This window comes from Sphingobium bisphenolivorans, from assembly GCF_000412635.1.
Taxonomy (GTDB): Bacteria; Pseudomonadota; Alphaproteobacteria; order Sphingomonadales; family Sphingomonadaceae; genus Sphingobium; species Sphingobium bisphenolivorans.
In genome coordinates this window covers 15,775-31,219 of record NZ_ASTG01000019.1, presented here as the reverse complement: position 1 = coordinate 31,219, position 15,445 = coordinate 15,775, and the positions used below count along the sequence as shown (strand labels likewise).

The following is a 15,445-nucleotide window of genomic DNA, read 5'->3' as shown; positions in this document are numbered from 1 at the left end:
AGGCTCAACCGCAGAGGGGGTCGAAGTGACTATGACATTGTTTCGCAATACGCTGTTGGGCGCGACCTTTCTGATGGGTGTCGGGGCCATCCCGGCCTTTGCCCAGGCACAGGCGCCCGATGCCGAGCAAGGAGACGGCACCGAGATCGTCGTGACAGCCACGCGGCGCGCGACATCGATCCAGGACGTGCCGATCAACATCAGCGCGGTCGGACAGGAACAGATCGCCCGCCAGCGCATCGACGACGTGCGCGACCTCGCCGACTTCACGCCTGGCATGACCATTTCGGACACTGGTCCGGGGTCGACCGGATCGATCGTGCTTCGCGGCCTCAATGCGTCCGATGCTGATGCGACGGGCGCTTCCTATGACGATGCGCTGGGCGTCTATCTCGGCGAAGTGCCGCTCTATTACGACTTCAAGCTGCTCGACATCGCGCGGGTCGAAACGCTGCTGGGGCCGCAGGGCACCCTCTATGGCTTGGGCACGCTTGCAGGAGCCATCCGCAACATCCCCAACCGGCCCGATCTCGACAGCATCGAGGGCGAAGTGCACAGCCGCCTCTATGGCAAGGATCATAGCGGCAAGATCGGCTATCAGCTGGACGGCGTGATCAATATCCCGATCATCCGCGACCATGTCGCATTCCGGACCGCCACCGGCTATTTCTACGATCCCGGCTTCATCGACTATCCGCTGCTGCTTCAGACCCCCGGCGTGTCGCTGCCGCAGCCCAGCGGTCCCGACATCGTGACGCCCGCCGACTATGCCGCGAACCTCACCGGCCGCAAGGACCTCAACTTCGAGAAGACCTTCACCACCCGCAATCAGTTGCTGGTCCAGTTCAGCGAAGACCTGAAGGTCAACTTCACCTATGCCTTCCAGCGGACGAAGACCGACGGCGGCCAGTATAACAGCAACGGCGTTCTCGGCACGGGCCGCTATGAAAGCGCCGGCCGCTATATCGAGGCAGTCAACCGCCGCGCGCATCTCGGCAGCATGGAAATCAACGCCAACCTTGCGGACATTGCCGATCTGGTCGCGACGACGGCCTACACCGACGTCAAGAACCGCAACCAGAGCGACAATACCGACCTGCTGCTCGACCTCGACTATGGCTATGAAAGCTTCCCCGCCTTTTCCAGTTGGAACGAAGCGACCGATCGCCGCAAGCAGTTCAACCAGGAAGTCCGCCTCGTTTCCCGTCACGGCGGCCCGTTCAACTGGGTGCTGGGCGGCTTCTACAACCGGCAGAAGCGGCAGCGCGACTATATCGAACATGTGCCGGGCCACCCTTGGGTCGAGTTCGGAACGCAACCCAATCCCGATGCGGTCGAATATGCGTCTTTCGTGAAGTCGAAGATCACGGAAAAGGCAATCTTCGGCGAAGGCACGTTCCGCGTGACGCCTGAATGGCAAGTTACCGCCGGCGCGCGCTATTTCGGCTACACGTCCGACATCACGGGACTTTCGGTTCTCCCGTTGCTCGGTGAACCGGTCAGCCCCTATGAACTCGACCCGGCAGGCGGCAAGTCGAAGAAGAGCGGATGGGTGTGGAAGCTCAACAGTTCCTACAACTTCACCCCCGACCTCATGCTCTATGCGACCTACAGCAAAGGCTATCGCATCGGCGGCCCCAACACGGTCGCGCCCTGCATCCTGCCGCTTGATCCGACGCAGCAGAATGTGTGCGGCCTGCCGAACGAAATTCAATATGGTCCGGACACTACGAAGAACGCGGAAATCGGCATCCGCACCCAATTTTTCGATCGCAAGCTGACCTTCAATTTCAACGTGTTCCAGATCAAATGGGACGGCATCCAGGTGGATTCCGCGACGCTGAACGGCATCGTCGGTATCACGGTGAATGGCGGCAAGGCCAAGTCGGAGGGCTTTGAAACTTCCTTCCAGGTCAAGCCCGTCACCGGTCTGTCGATCCAGGGCACCTACTCCTACGTCAATGCCAAGCTGACGGAAGACGTGCCTGCGATCATCGCCGTCAACGATCCGCCGGGGACCTATCCCAGTTCCCCCATCCAGCTGGACGCGCTGTCGGGCGACCGGCTGCCGGGGTCGGCGAAGAATAGCGGCAGCCTAGGCGCGACCTATACCATGCCCTTCATGGACGGCGACATCGTCGCCGACTGGACCGCCACCTATCGCGGCAATGTCGTGACGCGGCTTGGCTGGGATCGGGCCTATGGCGACAAGCTGCCGGGCTATGTGCTGCACCGCGCCTCCCTTTCCTATGAGACGAAGCGCTACAGCGTCAGCCTTTTCGCGAACAACATCTTCGACAAATATGCGGTGGTGTCGGTCGCGAACGACCGGTCGCGAGTGGGGCTCAACGACGGGGTGCGGCTGCGCTATTACAAGCAGGCGGTGATCAACCCCCGCACCTTCGGCATCGAGGCGCGGTTCAAATATTGACCCGATCGGGCAAGGGACGCCAGGATAGGGCGTCCCCCTATCAATATGGTACGACCGTCATTCCCGCGGAGGCGGGGATGACGGCCGATGAAGACCGTTTGCCCATAATAGGGGAAGATGGAAGGCGATGATGACGCTCTATAGCGGACGATCAGTCAGGATCATCGATGCCATCCTTTCAACGTTGCTCGTCTGCAGCGCGGCATCGGCGCCCGCTGCCGGTTCCTCCGCCCTGTTCCCCGAACGCTGGATCGACGGCACGCTGCCGCAGGAGCCGGAAGCGCAGGTGCAGCCGCTCGATAGCGACACTTTTGTCATCCGCCAGTCGGTCAAGACCAACTTCGAAGCCCCCTTCCTCTATCTGCTGTTCGGGCGCGAGAAGGCGCTGCTGATCGACACGGGCGCGCAAGGCGGCAACATCAGGCCGGTCGTCGATCGGCTCATCGCCCGATGGCTGGCAGCGCACGGCCGGGCCACGATCCCGCTCATCGTCGCCCACAGCCACAGCCATGGCGATCATGTCGCGGGCGATGCCGCATTTCGCGACCGGCCCGACACGACGCTCGTCGGGCTCACGCCGGAATATGTCGCGCGCTTCTTCGGCATCGGCCACTGGCCGCGCGATCTCGCCCGCTTCGACCTTGGCGGACGGGCGCTCACCATAATTCCGACGCCAGGCCATCAGGCAGCGGCGATCATGGTCTATGACCCGCAGCTGAAAATCCTGCTGTCAGGAGATACGCTCTATCCCGGCCGCCTTTACGTGCCGGTCAACTTCCTGCCGGACAACCGCGCCAGCGTCGATCGGCTGGTGGCCTTCGCGGCGAAGCATCCGATCCGCGCCGTGCTGGGCGCCCATATCGAAATGACGCAGACGCCCGGGCAGGACTATCCGCACGAAGCGAAGACGCATCCGGACGAGCATCTGCTCGAACTGCCGGCGCGGAGCATTGGTGAGTTGCAGACCGGACTGAGAACTGCCTCAGATACTGCCGATCGGCCCCAGGTCCATGACCACTTCGTCATCTACCCCGTCGCGCCACGCGACAACTGAGTGAAGCGCGCGAAGGAAGAGCCTGCCCCGCCTGTCGGCACGCCTCCATGCTCTCGACGGCCAGGGCGATCAGCCGCGGCAGGCTTTCGGCACGCTCGCGCGCATGGGCCAAGGCCGCGGTGCCCCGGATCAACTGCCCCTTGATGGCATGGAAGATCGCCACCCGCCCGAAGAAGTTGAGGGCGATGGAACAGCCATAGTCCGCTTTGGAGATGGGCGGCCGACATGACGCAATAGGCGGCGCGATACTCGTCCTCGCCCGGAATGGCGGAGGTGGCGCTATCTCATCCAACGCTACTAAAAACTCAAGAGTGCTCATAGCACTTTTGAGTACATTGCGGATTCTGAAGTTTCCTGCCAATGCTGTATCTGGAGAAAAGGGAGGAACAATGGACGCTGCTTCACCCTTTCGAACCGCTGCCCAGAAAGAGGCGGAACGCGCCGCAAAGCGCGAGGCGGTGCTGCGCGCCGCCGTGCGGATGTTCAATGATCGCGGGTTTCATGCGACGTCGCTGGACGATGTCGCAGCCACGCTCGGCATATCGAAGCGCACCATCTACCATTATCTCGCGAACAAGGATCAGGTGCTGCTGGAATGCGTGACGATCGGCCTTCAGCAGTTGCTGGAAGCGGCGGAACAGGCGCGCGGGGAGGAAGGCGACGGCCACCATCGCCTGACCCGTTTCCTGCGCCGCTACGCGGAAGTGAATATGGACGATTTCGGCCGCTGCGTGATCCGGACGGGGGAAGAGGCGCTCTCACCCGCCAGCCTGCCACGTTACCGGCAGCTGAAGCGGGAGATCGACAATGCGCTGCGCAGTCTGATCCGGGACGCGATAGCGGATGGTTCCATCGCGCCCGTTGACGTGAAAATGGCAGCATTCGCCCTCGCTGGCGCGCTCAACTGGCCCGGCCGCTGGTATGACCCCGAAGGCCCCCTCTCCGCCGAAGACGTCGCTGCGCAATTGGTCGACATTCTGACGAAGGGCCTCCACCCCCGCGAGTGACGCAATTGAACAGCTTAACGGACGCCCTGAAAAGATGAGTATCTATGCTGACTGAAATCCAGCTCGCCATCCGCGACACGGTCCGCGCCTTCGCTCAGGAGGAGATACGCCCGCATTCCGCCCGTTTCGAGGCGGAGGGCTATCCCCGTTCCCTGTTCGAGCAGATGGCGGGCCTTGGGCTCTGGGGCATGACCGCGCCGGAAGCCTTCGGCGGCGCGGAAGCCGACTCCGTCGCCTACGCGCTGTCCCTGATGGAACTCGCGGCGGCCGATGGCGCGCTCTCCACCATTGTGTCGATCCAGAACTCGATCCTCGTGTCAGGCCTGCTCAAGGATGGCAGCGCCGAGCAGAAGAGCCGCTTCCTGCCTGACCTCATCGGCGGGCGCACCATCGGCGCCTTCGCCCTGACTGAAGCGGACGCCGGGTCCGACGCCTCGGCGATCCGCACGCGCGCGGTGAAGGTCGATGGCGGCTGGCGCATCAACGGCGCCAAGCAGTTCATCACCTCGGGCAAGATAGCCGGGCTGGTCATGATCATCGCCGTGACCGACCCCGCCGCCGGCAAGAAGGGCCTGTCCGCCTTCATCGCGCCGACCGACCGCCCCGGCTATGTCGTTGACAAGGTCGAGCACAAGATGGGGCAGCGCGCGTCCGACACCTGCGCCCTGCGGTTTGACGATATGTTCGTGGAGGATGATTTGCTGATCGGCCAGCCTGGGCAAGGCTATCGCATCGCGCTTGCCAATCTGGAAACGGGTCGGATCGGCATCGCCGCCCAGTGCGTCGGCATGGCGCAGGCGGCGCTGGAGATCGCCATCGGCTATGCCAAGGAGCGCAAGAGCTTCGGCAAGCCGATCATCGAACATCAGGCGGTGGGCTTCCGCCTTGCCGATCTCGCCACCCGGCTGGAGGCTTCGCGGCAGCTGGTGCTGAACGCCGCAAGGGTAAAGGACGCCGGCGCCCCCTGCCTCACCGAAGCTTCGATGGCCAAACTGTTCGCATCCGAAGCGGCGGAGGCGATCGTCTCCGGCGCGATGCAGACGCTCGGCGGCTACGGCTATCTGGAGGAATTCGGCGTCGCCAGAATCTATCGCGACGTACGCGTGTGCCAGATTTACGAGGGCACGTCGGATATACAGCGCATGGTCATCGCCAGGGCGCTCTGAAGGAGAAGATGGATGCAGGACGATCCGATCATCATAGCCGGCTATGCCCGCACTCCGATGGGCGGCTTTCAGGGCGTGCTTTCGCCGCTGAAGGCCACCGACCTCGGCGCTGCCGCGATCAGGGCGGCGGTCGAGCGGGCCGGTGTCGCGGCCGACGCCGTCGATCGCATCTATATGGGCTGCGTGCTGCCCGCCGGGCTGGGGCAGGCGCCCGCGCGGCAGGCGGCGATCGGCGCTGGCTTGGGCCTCAACACCGAAGCGACCACCGTCAACAAGATGTGCGGTTCGGGCATGCAGGCGGCCATCATGGCGCATGAGGCGCTGGCTTCCGGCGCGGTGGACGTGGTGCTCGCGGGCGGCATGGAAAGCATGACCAACGCCCCCTACGCGCTGCCCAAGCACCGCGCCGGCGCCCGGATCGGCCACGACCGGATCATCGACACGATGATGATGGATGGGCTTGAGGACGCCTATGAACCTGGCAAGGCAATGGGCGTCTTCGCCGAGGAAGCGGTGCGCGACTATCAGTTCACGCGGGCGGAGCAGGACGATTATGCGATCCGCTCGCTCGAGCGCGCCAATGCGGCGATCGCGACCGGCGCCTTCGCGCGGGAGATCGCCGCCGTGTCGGTCCCGGGCCGGGGCGGCGAGACGCTGGTCGATACCGACGAGCAACCGGGCAAGGCCAAGCCGGACAAGATCCCCTCGCTCAAGCCCGCCTTCGTCAAAGACGGCACCATCACGGCCGCGAACGCCTCCTCTATCTCCGATGGCGCGGCCGCGCTGGTGATGACCCGCCAAAGCGTCGCCGAGAAGCAAGGGCTGAAAATGGTGGCGAAGGTCGTGGCCTGCGCCGCGCATGCCCACGAGCCGGCCAAGTTCACCACTGCTCCGGTCCCCGCCATCCAGAAGGTGTTGGCAAAGGCCGGTTGGCCGGTCGATGATGTCGATCTTTTCGAGGTCAACGAAGCCTTCGCGGTCGTCGCGATGATCGCGGCGAGGGACCTCGACATCCCGGCCGAAAAGCTGAACGTGAACGGGGGCGCGACAGCGCTCGGCCACCCAATCGGCGCATCGGGCGCGCGCATCCTCGCCACGCTGATCGCAGCCTTGCAGGAGCGCGGCCTCAAGCGCGGAGTCGCCAGCCTCTGCATCGGCGGCGGCGAAGCCACAGCCATGGCGGTGGAGCTGGTCTGAGGGAGCGCCTTCCGGGCATCGTCATCCCGGATTCGACCCGGGACCGCTGCTCTCACGCTTCCGTCGACGACCATAGCGATGGCCGTTCCGGCTGAGCCTGTCGAAAGCCGGCGCACACGCAGTCAACGGTCGAGATCTGTGCCCGGCCCGAAGCGGTGTTCGAGCATATCCGCCCGCTCGTACCCGGCGCGAACGGGCGAAACGCGCTCGCAACAGGCGACCCTCGACGCTGGACTGTTACGGGCGGGCCAGGCTCCTCCGCTTCAGGTGGCCCGGTAAGCCTGCACATCGTCAGGGCCTTACCCGCCGGCGATGACCTCTATATCCAGCGGAACTCCGCCGGCGGCGATTGCGAGCAAGCGGTCGACATTGGGGTGCGCCCCTGGCCGATTGCGCGCATCCGCCACATGCTCGGCGAACACCGCCAGGCCATGTTCGGCCGCCGCCGCGTCCAATCGGCCGAAGACCTGCTTCAGATAGTGGTAGACCGCCAGCGATCCTTGCTTCCCCGGCTGATTTTCGATGCTGGCGACGATGGCTCCCTGCGCATCGAGAAGGTCAATGCGCTGCACGCCATCGATCGACGGGAGCTGCTGCAAATGATCCTTGAACGTCGCGCCTGGTTTGATCGTCGCCAGCATCAGCCAAATTCCTCCATAAATCGCCCGGGCGCCTGTAACGCCTTTTTCGGATGGGCGCCACCGGGCTGATGGAGAGGGACCGCATTGCCGGCGCTACAATCCTTTCAGCGCACGTTTGGCGTCGAACACCGCATCGGCCGCCTGTCCGCTGACTCGATCGACGTCCTTGTCGAACTGCGCCACGATGGCCGGAGCGGTAAGGCCGTCCATCCCCTCCCGCACCAGACGCTGATATTCCTGGCGATCATCCGCCTTGGCGAACATCCGTGCCTGATGTTCCCTGATGGCAGCTTCAAGCTTCAGCCGATCCCTCGCCCCCACATCCCGACGCGCTGCGGCAAGAGTCGTTTCGAACGCCTGCTGGCTGCTCCCGTCGATGACTGTGGGTCCGTCGTCCGTTCCGCAACTCGCCAGCGCCATGGCGGCACTCAAAAGGATCATGAAGCGCATCGGCCTTCTCCCGCGATCTTATCTGCACCAGGCCAGACAAGGCGCAACCGGGCGTCAGGGTTCCGCGCTTCGGCACCATTGAACGCGTCGACAGGGCGGTACATTGCAGCTCGATCGCGCGCGAGGCGCGCCGACCGGTCAGCCTTCCTTCATTTCCACATCGGCAATCTCGTTAGCGGTCACCAATTTTCCGGAGATGCCAAATGGGCAGGATTGGTCTTATGTTCGGTATATTCCTCCTCTCCGCCTGCGGCCGGTCGGACTACGACCCTCGCGGGATGCGGCATGAGGAAACGCTGCTTTCCGTGAGCGCAACGGGTCAGGCAGACGCAAGGCCGGACCAGGCTCAGTTCCAGGCCGGGATCAACAGCTGGAGCAAGGATGCGCCGGGGGCGAGCGCCGCCAATCGGCAGATGATCGCGAAGATCGTCGCTGCCCTGCGCATGACCGGGATTGCGGACAAGGACATTCAGACCCGCTCGTTCAGCGTACAGCGCGTGGATTGGGGCGATCGCAAGGGGCTATATCAAGCCAGCAACATCATCAACGTGACCGTGCGTAACGTCGATCGGGCGGCGGCGGCGGTCGACGCAGTCACGGGCGCAGGCGCCAATATCATGAGCGGCCCCGACTTGCGCCTATCCGACCCTGAAAAGGCGGCGAACTCAGCCTATGCCGCAGCCTATAAGGCGGCGCGGAGCCGAGCGCAGGCCTATGCGGATGCAGCCGGGATGAGCGTCTCCCGCATCATCTCGATCCGGGATGCGGGGGGCACGCAGGGGAACCGCTATCTCCCCGGCGCGGTGCCGGTCGCACCCCCTCCCGTGGTCGAACAAGCGGCGGCGAATGGATCGGCCGCGCGGCTGATGCCGGGAGAGACGACGAGCGCGGTCGCCATCCAGGTCGATTTTGCCCTTGTGCCGAAGGCGAGCAGCTAGGCATGAAAAGGGCCCTTAACGCCCATGCTTTCGCGTAAGTGGAGTCACGCGGGCATGCGCCGACTCCTGCTGGCCTCGTTATGTGGAGTGATGTTGGCGCTCGCCTCTTCCTTATGCGACGGCCAAGCGCAGGCGCTCTACCCGGAAATCATGGGCTGCGAGGATGGTTGCGCCGTCGCCGCCGCAGGATGGCCCCTGCCCTATCTCACAGATTATCCCGGCATCTCCGTGGTGGGGTCAGCCAGCCTTACGGGCGTGCTGACAGGAGAGGATCATTTCCGCCTGTCCTCCTTTCTGGTGACGACGCTATTCTGGACCTTCGCCGCCCTGCTCACCGCGCGAGCAGGACGGGCCGCAGCCAAGTGGCGGTTCAGGGGATGACGGAGACTCGAACCGGTCTTTATCCCTCTCCCCGCTCACAATGAATTTGGAAGAACGATCCTTATGCTCGATGCCGTGGCCGCTCGGCGCTCGGGCTCTCTCGTCAGGCGCTCCTCCGTCCCGCGAACTCGTCTTGGCTAAGCCCGCAAGAGAGCTGCCGGACAAGGTCTTGGCCGAAGGTCCAGTTTTCCATGCCTGCCATCCCGCTTGCCGAGCCGATGCGGCCACCGTCAGTCCATCGGCTGCCCCACCGCTGAGCGAGCGATAGCGCCCCGTCGAAGCTCATTCTGGGATCGTCACGGCTCGCAACGACGATCGATGGAAAGGGAAGCGGTGATTGGCTAACGGATCGGAAACTGGCGAAACCCGGATCCGCCGAGGCGCGATCCAGATCAGGCGGCGCAACCAGTAGCGCGCCCGCGACCTTCTCCACCGACGACCCCGCTTCCGAGGCCAAGTTCGACACGGCATAACAGGCGAGCCCCCGAGCCACGACGATCACGGGCCGTTCGCTCCGGCTGATGGCTTCATGAAGTGCATGCACCCAGCTTTCGAGACGCGGGTGCCGCCAGAAGCCCATGGATACAGAATGGCAATTGGCCAACTCTTCTTCCCATCGTCGAAGCCAATGCTCAGGGCCGGGCTGTTCCCGGCCCGCGAGCGTCAGGACCGTATAGGAAGCGAGGGGATCCATCCTTCTCGTCAGCATTCGACCTCTCTCTACGATTCGCGTCATGCGACAACCTCTACTGAAAAGATAGAGAAAAAGGCAATCCTTTACGCACACCCGTGAAGATTAGGACAGCGTGCGGCCGGTGAGGAGGGTTCAAACGGCAATGGAAGGGATATAACTGCTCTTCGGCGGCGCACCGACTGCGGCCTTACCGCTGCAAACACATCCTTGCTCAGCCGCTCGCCGGCAGAGCGATGCGCATGGAGAGAGGTCCAATGTTCGATGAATGGGAACTGCGTGGCGGCGTCAGCATCCTGATAGATGTCCAACCCTTCACATCCGTCCAGTCGCTTTACTTCCCTCGTCAAGAGGATGAGGGCCGACCGTAGATCATCGCTCTTAGCCTCCTTGGCGACCAGGAGATATTGGCGGCAGATCGACATTTTGGTAGGTCCTTTGGAGGAGCTCCGCTTCTGACAGGAAAGGAAGCCGACGCTCGCCCGCCTGCTTCCGGGAATTCAGCCCGCTTCGGACAGTTCCGCGATCAGCTTCAGCACTTGGCCTGCATGCTCTTTCCTGCAGATCAGCAGGTCGGGGAGATAGACGTTGCTCTGATTGTAGACGAGCGGCGATCCGTCGATGCGCGAGCAGTGTAGGCCGTGGGCGCGCGCGACCGCGGCCGGGGCCATGCTGTCCCATTCATACTGGCCGCCCGAGTGCAGATAGATGTCCGCCTGCCCCAGGATCACCGCCATCGCCTTGGCGCCGGCCGAGCCCATCGGCACCAACTCGGCGCCGAGTTTCTCCGCGACCGCGACCGCTTCCTTCGCGGGCCGGGTGCGCGAGACGACCATGCGCAGCTTCTCGGGGGTTGCCGGGAGCGGGCTTGGCTGGTCGGACCGCAGCACGACCCCGCCGTCCAGCCCCGGCAGCGCGACGGCGCCGACGCTGGGCTGGCCGTCGATGGCGAGGCCGACATGCACGGCCCAGTCGGACCGCTCCTCGCCATATTCGCGCGTGCCGTCGACCGGGTCGACGATCCACACGCGGCTCTTGGCGAGCCGCGCGGGATTGTCCTTCTCCTCCTCGGACAGCAGACCGTCCTCGGGCCGCACCTCGCGCAGGGCGTGGACCAGGAACTGGTTCGCGGTCTGGTCGCCGGCCTTGCCCAGCGCCTTGGCGCTAAACAGGCCGGACGATCGAACCTCGATCAGGATGCGCCCGGCCACCTTGGCCAGATGCGCGGCGAGATCGGCGTCGCTCATGGCCGCCTTGTCGATCTGGCCGCGAGTGTCGGCGGGAGCTCCGCTCATGGGATCAGCCTCGCGACGATGGCGTCGGCCGCCTGCTCGGCGGTCATGCCGGTCGTGTCGATGCGGATCTCCGGGTCCTCCGGCGCTTCATAGGGGCTGTCGATCCCGGTGAAGTTCTTGAGCTCGCCCGAGCGGGCCTTCTTGTAGAGGCCCTTGACGTCGCGCGCCTCGGCTTCGGCCAGTGGGGTGTCGATATGCACCTCGATGAACTCGCCCGGCTGCATCATCTGCCGCACCATGTCGCGTTCCGAACGGAAGGGCGAGATGAAGGCGGTGATGACGATGAGGCCCGCGTCGGTCATCAGCTTGGCCACTTCGCCCACGCGGCGGATATTTTCCACCCGGTCGGCATCGGTGAAGCCCAGATCCTTGTTGAGGCCATGGCGGACATTGTCGCCATCGAGCAGGAAGGTGTGGCGGTTCATCCGCGCCAGCTTCTTTTCGACAAGGTTGGCGATGGTCGACTTGCCCGCGCCCGACAGCCCGGTGAACCACAGCACCGCGGGCTTCTGGTTCTTGAGATTGGCGTGGAACTCGCGAGTGACGTCGGTCGCCTGCCAATGGACATTCTGCGCCCGGCGAAGCGAGAAGTGCAGCATGCCCGCGGCAACGGTCGCATTGCTGATCTTGTCGATCAGGATGAAGCCGCCCAGCGTCCGGTTCGCCTCATAGGGTTCGAACACGATCTGCTTGTCGGTCGACAGGTTGGCGACGCCGATGGCGTTCAAATCCAGCGTCTTCGCCGCCAGATGCTCCATCGTGTTGACGTTCACCTGATATTTGGGATGCTGGACCGTCGCGGTCACGGTCTGCGTGCCGATCTTGAGCCAATAGGGGCGGCCCGGCAGCATTTCCTCGTCGGCCATCCAGACGATGGTCGCCTCGAACTGGTCGGCGGCCTGCGGCGGATTGTCGGCTTGGCCGATGACGTCGCCTCGGCTGCAGTCGATCTCGTCGGCAAAGCAGAGCGTCACCGACTGGCCCGCCACTGCCTGTTCCAGATCGCCGCCCCCACCGGCCCCGCCCGCCGGGCCGGCCTCCGAAGGCATCGTCACGATGCGGGTGATGCTACTGGTCTTGCCCGACGGCAGTACGCGGATCGCATCGCCGGGACGAACCGTGCCGGTCGCAATCTGGCCGGAAAAGCCGCGAAAGTCGAGATTGGGGCGGTTGACCCACTGCACCGCCATGCGGAACGGCTTGTCGGCGTCGGTGGCGCTGTTCACCTCCACCGTTTCCAGATGCTCCATCAGCGTCGGGCCGCGATACCAGGGCGTGTTCTCCGACAAACCGGTGATATTGTCGCCCTTGAAGCCCGAGATCGGGATCGGGGTGAAGGCCTTGATGCCGATCGAGTGCGCGAACTCGGTATAGTCCTTCAATATGCCGTCGAACACCGCCTGGTCATAATCGACCAGGTCCATCTTGTTGATGGCAAGGACGATATTCTTGATGCCGATGAGGTGCGCGAGATAGGAGTGACGCCGCGTCTGGGTCAGCACGCCCTTGCGCGCGTCGATCAGGATGACGGCGAGGTCGGCGGTCGACGCGCCCGTCACCATGTTGCGGGTATATTGTTCGTGGCCGGGCGTGTCGGCGACGATGAACTTGCGCTTTTCGGTCGCGAAGAAGCGATAGGCGACGTCGATGGTGATGCCCTGCTCGCGCTCGGCGGCGAGGCCGTCGACCAGCAGCGCGAAGTCGATCTCCTGCCCCTGCGTGCCGACCTTCCTGCTGTCGGCGGCCAGCGCTTCCAGCTGATCCTCGAAGATCATCTTGCTGTCGTAGAGCAGGCGGCCGATCAGGGTCGACTTGCCGTCGTCCACGCTGCCGCAGGTGATGAAGCGCAGCATCGTCTTGTGCTGGTGCACTTCCAGATACTGGTCGATATCCTCCGCGATCAGCGCGTCGGTCTTGTAGATGACATCTGCGTCCGACATCAGAAATACCCCTCCTGCTTCTTCTTTTCCATGCCCGCGCCGCCGGCATCCTTGTCGATCGCGCGGCCCTGCCGTTCGGACGTGGTGGTGAGCAGCGTCTCCTGGATCACTTCGGGCAGCGTCTTCGCCTCGCTCTCCACAGCGCCGGTCAGCGGGTAGCAGCCCAGCGTGCGGAAGCGGATCGAGCGTTCGACCGGCACTTCGCCGTCCTTGAGCGGGAAGCGTTCGTCATCGACCATCAGCAGCATGCCGTCGCGCTCGACCGTCGGGCGCTTCGCCGCGAAATAGAGCGGGACGATCGGCACGTCGTTCAAGTGAATATATTGCCAGATGTCGAGCTCGGTCCAGTTGCTGATCGGGAAGACGCGGATGCTCTCGCCCTTGTTCTTGCGGGCGTTGTAGAGGTTCCACAGTTCGGGCCGCTGGTTCTTGGGATCCCAGCCGTGGCTTGCGGTGCGGAAGGAGAAGATGCGCTCCTTTGCCCGGCTCTTCTCCTCGTCGCGCCGCGCGCCGCCGAACGCCGCGTCGAAGCCGTAGAGGTCGAGCGCCTGCTTGAGCCCTTCGGTCTTCCACATATCAGTGTGCAGCGGGCCGTGGTCGAACGGGTTGATGCCCCGCTCCTTGGCTTCGGGGTTCTGGTAGACGAGCAGCTCCATGCCGCTCTCCCGCGCCATGCGGTCGCGCAGATCGTACATCGCCTTGAACTTCCAGGTCGTGTCGACATGCAGCAGCGGAAAGGGCGGCGGCGAGGGATAGAAGGCCTTGCGCGCCAGGTGCAGCATCACCGCCGAATCCTTCCCCACGCTGTAGAGCATCACCGGCTTCTCAGCCTCGGCAACAACCTCCCGCAGAATGTGAATCGCCTCCGATTCCAAACGCTCAAGATGCGTGAGATTTTTTGTAGCCGAAGCCATCGGCGAATCCTCCCTGACCATGTGTATCGGTAAAGCCGGTCTAATGGGAGTGACAGAGACTGTGACCCCCCATATGGGGGTAATATGAATTTGACCAGCACCGACGAGTCGGAATTGCTGCTGCCCCTTTATGCCGGGGTGCACGATCAGCCGGAGTGGGCCAACTTTCTGCTGCGCGTCCGGCGGCGCACGGGCGCGGATTACGCCTCATTGATATTCGCTCAAGGCGACACGCCCATCCACCTCTCCAAGGAGGTATTTTCAGGCCGGAACATTCGTGAGGAGGCGCTCCAGCTTGGACTGGAATTCCTCTACGAAAAGGATCGCGTCCCCTATGATCGGCTACGTGCCGGGCGCGTCTATTATATGGAAGAGTTTGCGTCGCTGGACCCGGATTTCCACGAATTTCAGGAGAAGTTCAATGACAAGCTGGGCCTGAAAGACGGCCGGGTCATCCGTATCAAGGAACAGGAAGGCACCAGCGCCTGGCTGATGCTGGCCAGCAGCATGGAAAGCTTCTCCGCTTCGACCGGTGCTTTGCTTACGGCACTTGCACCACATGTCACGGTTGCCCTGCGCAGCTTCGTCTTGATGGAGCGGCACCGCATCAGGGCTGCGGCGAGCAGCGAAGGGCTCGACCGGGCAGATGTCGGATGGATCGCGCTCGGGCGCGACGCCCGCATCATCGATATCGATCCCAAACTCGGGCCGCTTCTGAAAGAGGTGAACGGATCGAGCCGACTGCTCGGCGAGCGATTGCCCGTTGCCAGCCCGGTACGCGAAACATTGCTGCAAACGGCTGCGGCCTTCGCAGCAGATGCCAACGGCCTCCCGCGCGCGCTGCGCTTGCTGGAAGACCCTCTGCTCGACGCCCTGCTCGTCCCCATCGCCGCGCGCGCCGACGCCGCACTGGCGGTTCCCGTCATGCTGATATTCTGCCGAATTCGCCGGACCTCCGATCCGGCCAGCAAGATAGTGGTCGCGGACATTTTCGGGCTGTCGTTACGAGAAGCCGAGCTCGCGCTGGCGATGAGCAGCGGGCTGTCGCTGGCGGAAGCGGCAGCATCGATGGGCGTGAATATCGAGACGGCCCGCGGCTATTCCAAGCGCATCTACGCGAAAATGGCCGTTCGAGGGCAGGCCGAGATGGTCCGCAAGATTTTCATGAGCAGCGCCAGCCTCGCCTGAACAGGGCTTCCGTCTGGGCTTTCGAGAGATGAAGGCGTCGAGGGGCGCCAATTTGCCGCCAACATGGCGCTGTCAAATCTCGGTCGAAAGCAGACTGGCGGCATGGCGTGCCGCGCCTTAAAGGACCTCTGACGGACGATCGCTTGGGAAGG

The 15,445-nt window shown here is 63.7% G+C and carries 15 protein-coding genes; 8 read left to right on the top strand and 7 right to left on the bottom strand.

The window, feature by feature from the left end:
• Window positions 1–31: 31 nt before the first annotated feature.
• From L858_RS0114340 to L858_RS0114315, 5 genes are all read left to right on the top strand, one after another.
• Window positions 32–2,431: a TonB-dependent receptor gene (locus L858_RS0114340; RefSeq protein WP_022683847.1), complete on the top strand. Its 2,400-nt coding sequence runs from the start codon at window positions 32–34 to the stop codon at window positions 2,429–2,431.
• 127 nt (window positions 2,432–2,558) lie between these two features.
• Entirely contained in the window at window positions 2,559–3,485 is a 927-nt protein-coding gene (locus L858_RS0114335) for an MBL fold metallo-hydrolase (protein WP_022683846.1), read from the top strand.
• 389 nt (window positions 3,486–3,874) lie between these two features.
• Entirely contained in the window at window positions 3,875–4,492 is a 618-nt protein-coding gene (locus L858_RS0114325; protein WP_022683844.1) for a TetR/AcrR family transcriptional regulator, read from the top strand.
• A 44-nt stretch (window positions 4,493–4,536) separates the two neighbouring features.
• Window positions 4,537–5,658, top strand: a complete 1,122-nt coding sequence (locus tag L858_RS0114320) for an acyl-CoA dehydrogenase family protein (RefSeq protein WP_022683843.1) — start codon at window positions 4,537–4,539, stop codon at window positions 5,656–5,658.
• A gap of 12 nt (window positions 5,659–5,670) precedes the next feature.
• Window positions 5,671–6,855: an acetyl-CoA C-acyltransferase gene (locus tag L858_RS0114315; RefSeq protein WP_022683842.1), complete on the top strand. Its 1,185-nt coding sequence runs from the start codon at window positions 5,671–5,673 to the stop codon at window positions 6,853–6,855.
• Window positions 6,856–7,154: 299 nt separating this feature from the next.
• Here the strand turns inward: L858_RS0114315 and L858_RS0114310 are convergent, their stop codons facing one another.
• Window positions 7,155–7,496: a DUF2322 family protein gene (locus tag L858_RS0114310; RefSeq protein WP_022683841.1), complete on the bottom strand. Its 342-nt coding sequence runs from the start codon at window positions 7,494–7,496 to the stop codon at window positions 7,155–7,157.
• Between the two features lie 93 nt (window positions 7,497–7,589).
• Window positions 7,590–7,937: a hypothetical protein gene (locus L858_RS0114305; RefSeq protein ID WP_152639836.1), complete on the bottom strand. Its 348-nt coding sequence runs from the start codon at window positions 7,935–7,937 to the stop codon at window positions 7,590–7,592.
• A 230-nt stretch (window positions 7,938–8,167) separates the two neighbouring features.
• Between L858_RS0114305 and L858_RS0114300 the strand changes: the two genes are divergently transcribed.
• Both L858_RS0114300 and L858_RS0114295 read left to right on the top strand, forming a co-directional pair.
• Window positions 8,168–8,884, top strand: a complete 717-nt coding sequence (locus tag L858_RS0114300) for an SIMPL domain-containing protein (protein WP_022683839.1) — start codon at window positions 8,168–8,170, stop codon at window positions 8,882–8,884.
• A 54-nt stretch (window positions 8,885–8,938) separates the two neighbouring features.
• Window positions 8,939–9,265 (top strand): hypothetical protein, encoded by a 327-nt coding sequence (locus L858_RS0114295; RefSeq protein ID WP_152639835.1) that lies wholly within the window; start codon window positions 8,939–8,941, stop codon window positions 9,263–9,265.
• A gap of 103 nt (window positions 9,266–9,368) precedes the next feature.
• Here the strand turns inward: L858_RS0114295 and L858_RS20200 are convergent, their stop codons facing one another.
• The 5 genes from L858_RS20200 to cysD all read right to left on the bottom strand — a co-directional run bounded on the left by L858_RS20200 (window position 9,369) and on the right by cysD (window position 14,105).
• Window positions 9,369–9,959 (bottom strand): RBBP9/YdeN family alpha/beta hydrolase, encoded by a 591-nt coding sequence (locus L858_RS20200; RefSeq protein ID WP_022683837.1) that lies wholly within the window; start codon window positions 9,957–9,959, stop codon window positions 9,369–9,371.
• 83 nt (window positions 9,960–10,042) lie between these two features.
• Window positions 10,043–10,381, bottom strand: a complete 339-nt coding sequence (locus L858_RS22550; protein WP_051132650.1) for a putative quinol monooxygenase — start codon at window positions 10,379–10,381, stop codon at window positions 10,043–10,045.
• 75 nt (window positions 10,382–10,456) lie between these two features.
• Complete coding sequence (locus L858_RS0114280; RefSeq protein WP_028056148.1) at window positions 10,457–11,203, bottom strand: 3'(2'),5'-bisphosphate nucleotidase CysQ; 747 nt, start codon at window positions 11,201–11,203, stop codon at window positions 10,457–10,459.
• A 44-nt stretch (window positions 11,204–11,247) separates the two neighbouring features.
• Entirely contained in the window at window positions 11,248–13,191 is a 1,944-nt protein-coding gene (cysN, locus tag L858_RS0114270) for a sulfate adenylyltransferase subunit CysN (RefSeq protein WP_022683834.1), read from the bottom strand.
• Window positions 13,191–14,105 (bottom strand): sulfate adenylyltransferase subunit CysD, encoded by a 915-nt coding sequence (gene cysD / locus L858_RS0114265; protein ID WP_022683833.1) that lies wholly within the window; start codon window positions 14,103–14,105, stop codon window positions 13,191–13,193. Before cysD ends, cysN begins: the two co-directional genes overlap by 1 nt.
• An 84-nt stretch (window positions 14,106–14,189) precedes the next feature.
• Here cysD and L858_RS0114260 point away from each other — a divergent pair, with 84 nt between their 5' ends.
• The gene (locus L858_RS0114260) at window positions 14,190–15,293 is read left to right on the top strand and encodes a helix-turn-helix transcriptional regulator (RefSeq protein WP_022683832.1); all 1,104 of its coding nucleotides are present in this window, start codon (window positions 14,190–14,192) and stop codon (window positions 15,291–15,293) included.
• The last annotated feature ends 152 nt before the right edge of the window (window positions 15,294–15,445 follow it).

What these genes read in the sequence shown, in the direction of transcription:
- L858_RS0114340 (WP_022683847.1), top strand. Translation starts at nt 32, where the DNA reads ATGACATTGTTTCGCAATACGCTGTTGGGCGCGACCTTTCTGATGGGT.
- L858_RS0114335 (WP_022683846.1), top strand. Translation starts at nt 2,559, where the DNA reads ATGATGACGCTCTATAGCGGACGATCAGTCAGGATCATCGATGCCATC.
- L858_RS0114325 (WP_022683844.1), top strand. Translation starts at nt 3,875, where the DNA reads ATGGACGCTGCTTCACCCTTTCGAACCGCTGCCCAGAAAGAGGCGGAA.
- L858_RS0114320 (WP_022683843.1), top strand. Translation starts at nt 4,537, where the DNA reads ATGCTGACTGAAATCCAGCTCGCCATCCGCGACACGGTCCGCGCCTTC.
- L858_RS0114315 (WP_022683842.1), top strand. Translation starts at nt 5,671, where the DNA reads ATGCAGGACGATCCGATCATCATAGCCGGCTATGCCCGCACTCCGATG.
- L858_RS0114310 (WP_022683841.1), bottom strand. Translation starts at nt 7,496, where the DNA reads ATGCTGGCGACGATCAAACCAGGCGCGACGTTCAAGGATCATTTGCAG.
- L858_RS0114305 (WP_152639836.1), bottom strand. Translation starts at nt 7,937, where the DNA reads ATGATCCTTTTGAGTGCCGCCATGGCGCTGGCGAGTTGCGGAACGGAC.
- L858_RS0114300 (WP_022683839.1), top strand. Translation starts at nt 8,168, where the DNA reads ATGTTCGGTATATTCCTCCTCTCCGCCTGCGGCCGGTCGGACTACGAC.
- L858_RS0114295 (WP_152639835.1), top strand. Translation starts at nt 8,939, where the DNA reads ATGCGCCGACTCCTGCTGGCCTCGTTATGTGGAGTGATGTTGGCGCTC.
- L858_RS20200 (WP_022683837.1), bottom strand. Translation starts at nt 9,959, where the DNA reads ATGGATCCCCTCGCTTCCTATACGGTCCTGACGCTCGCGGGCCGGGAA.
- L858_RS22550 (WP_051132650.1), bottom strand. Translation starts at nt 10,381, where the DNA reads ATGTCGATCTGCCGCCAATATCTCCTGGTCGCCAAGGAGGCTAAGAGC.
- L858_RS0114280 (WP_028056148.1), bottom strand. Translation starts at nt 11,203, where the DNA reads ATGAGCGACGCCGATCTCGCCGCGCATCTGGCCAAGGTGGCCGGGCGC.
- cysN (WP_022683834.1), bottom strand. Translation starts at nt 13,191, where the DNA reads ATGTCGGACGCAGATGTCATCTACAAGACCGACGCGCTGATCGCGGAG.
- cysD (WP_022683833.1), bottom strand. Translation starts at nt 14,105, where the DNA reads ATGGCTTCGGCTACAAAAAATCTCACGCATCTTGAGCGTTTGGAATCG.
- L858_RS0114260 (WP_022683832.1), top strand. Translation starts at nt 14,190, where the DNA reads ATGAATTTGACCAGCACCGACGAGTCGGAATTGCTGCTGCCCCTTTAT.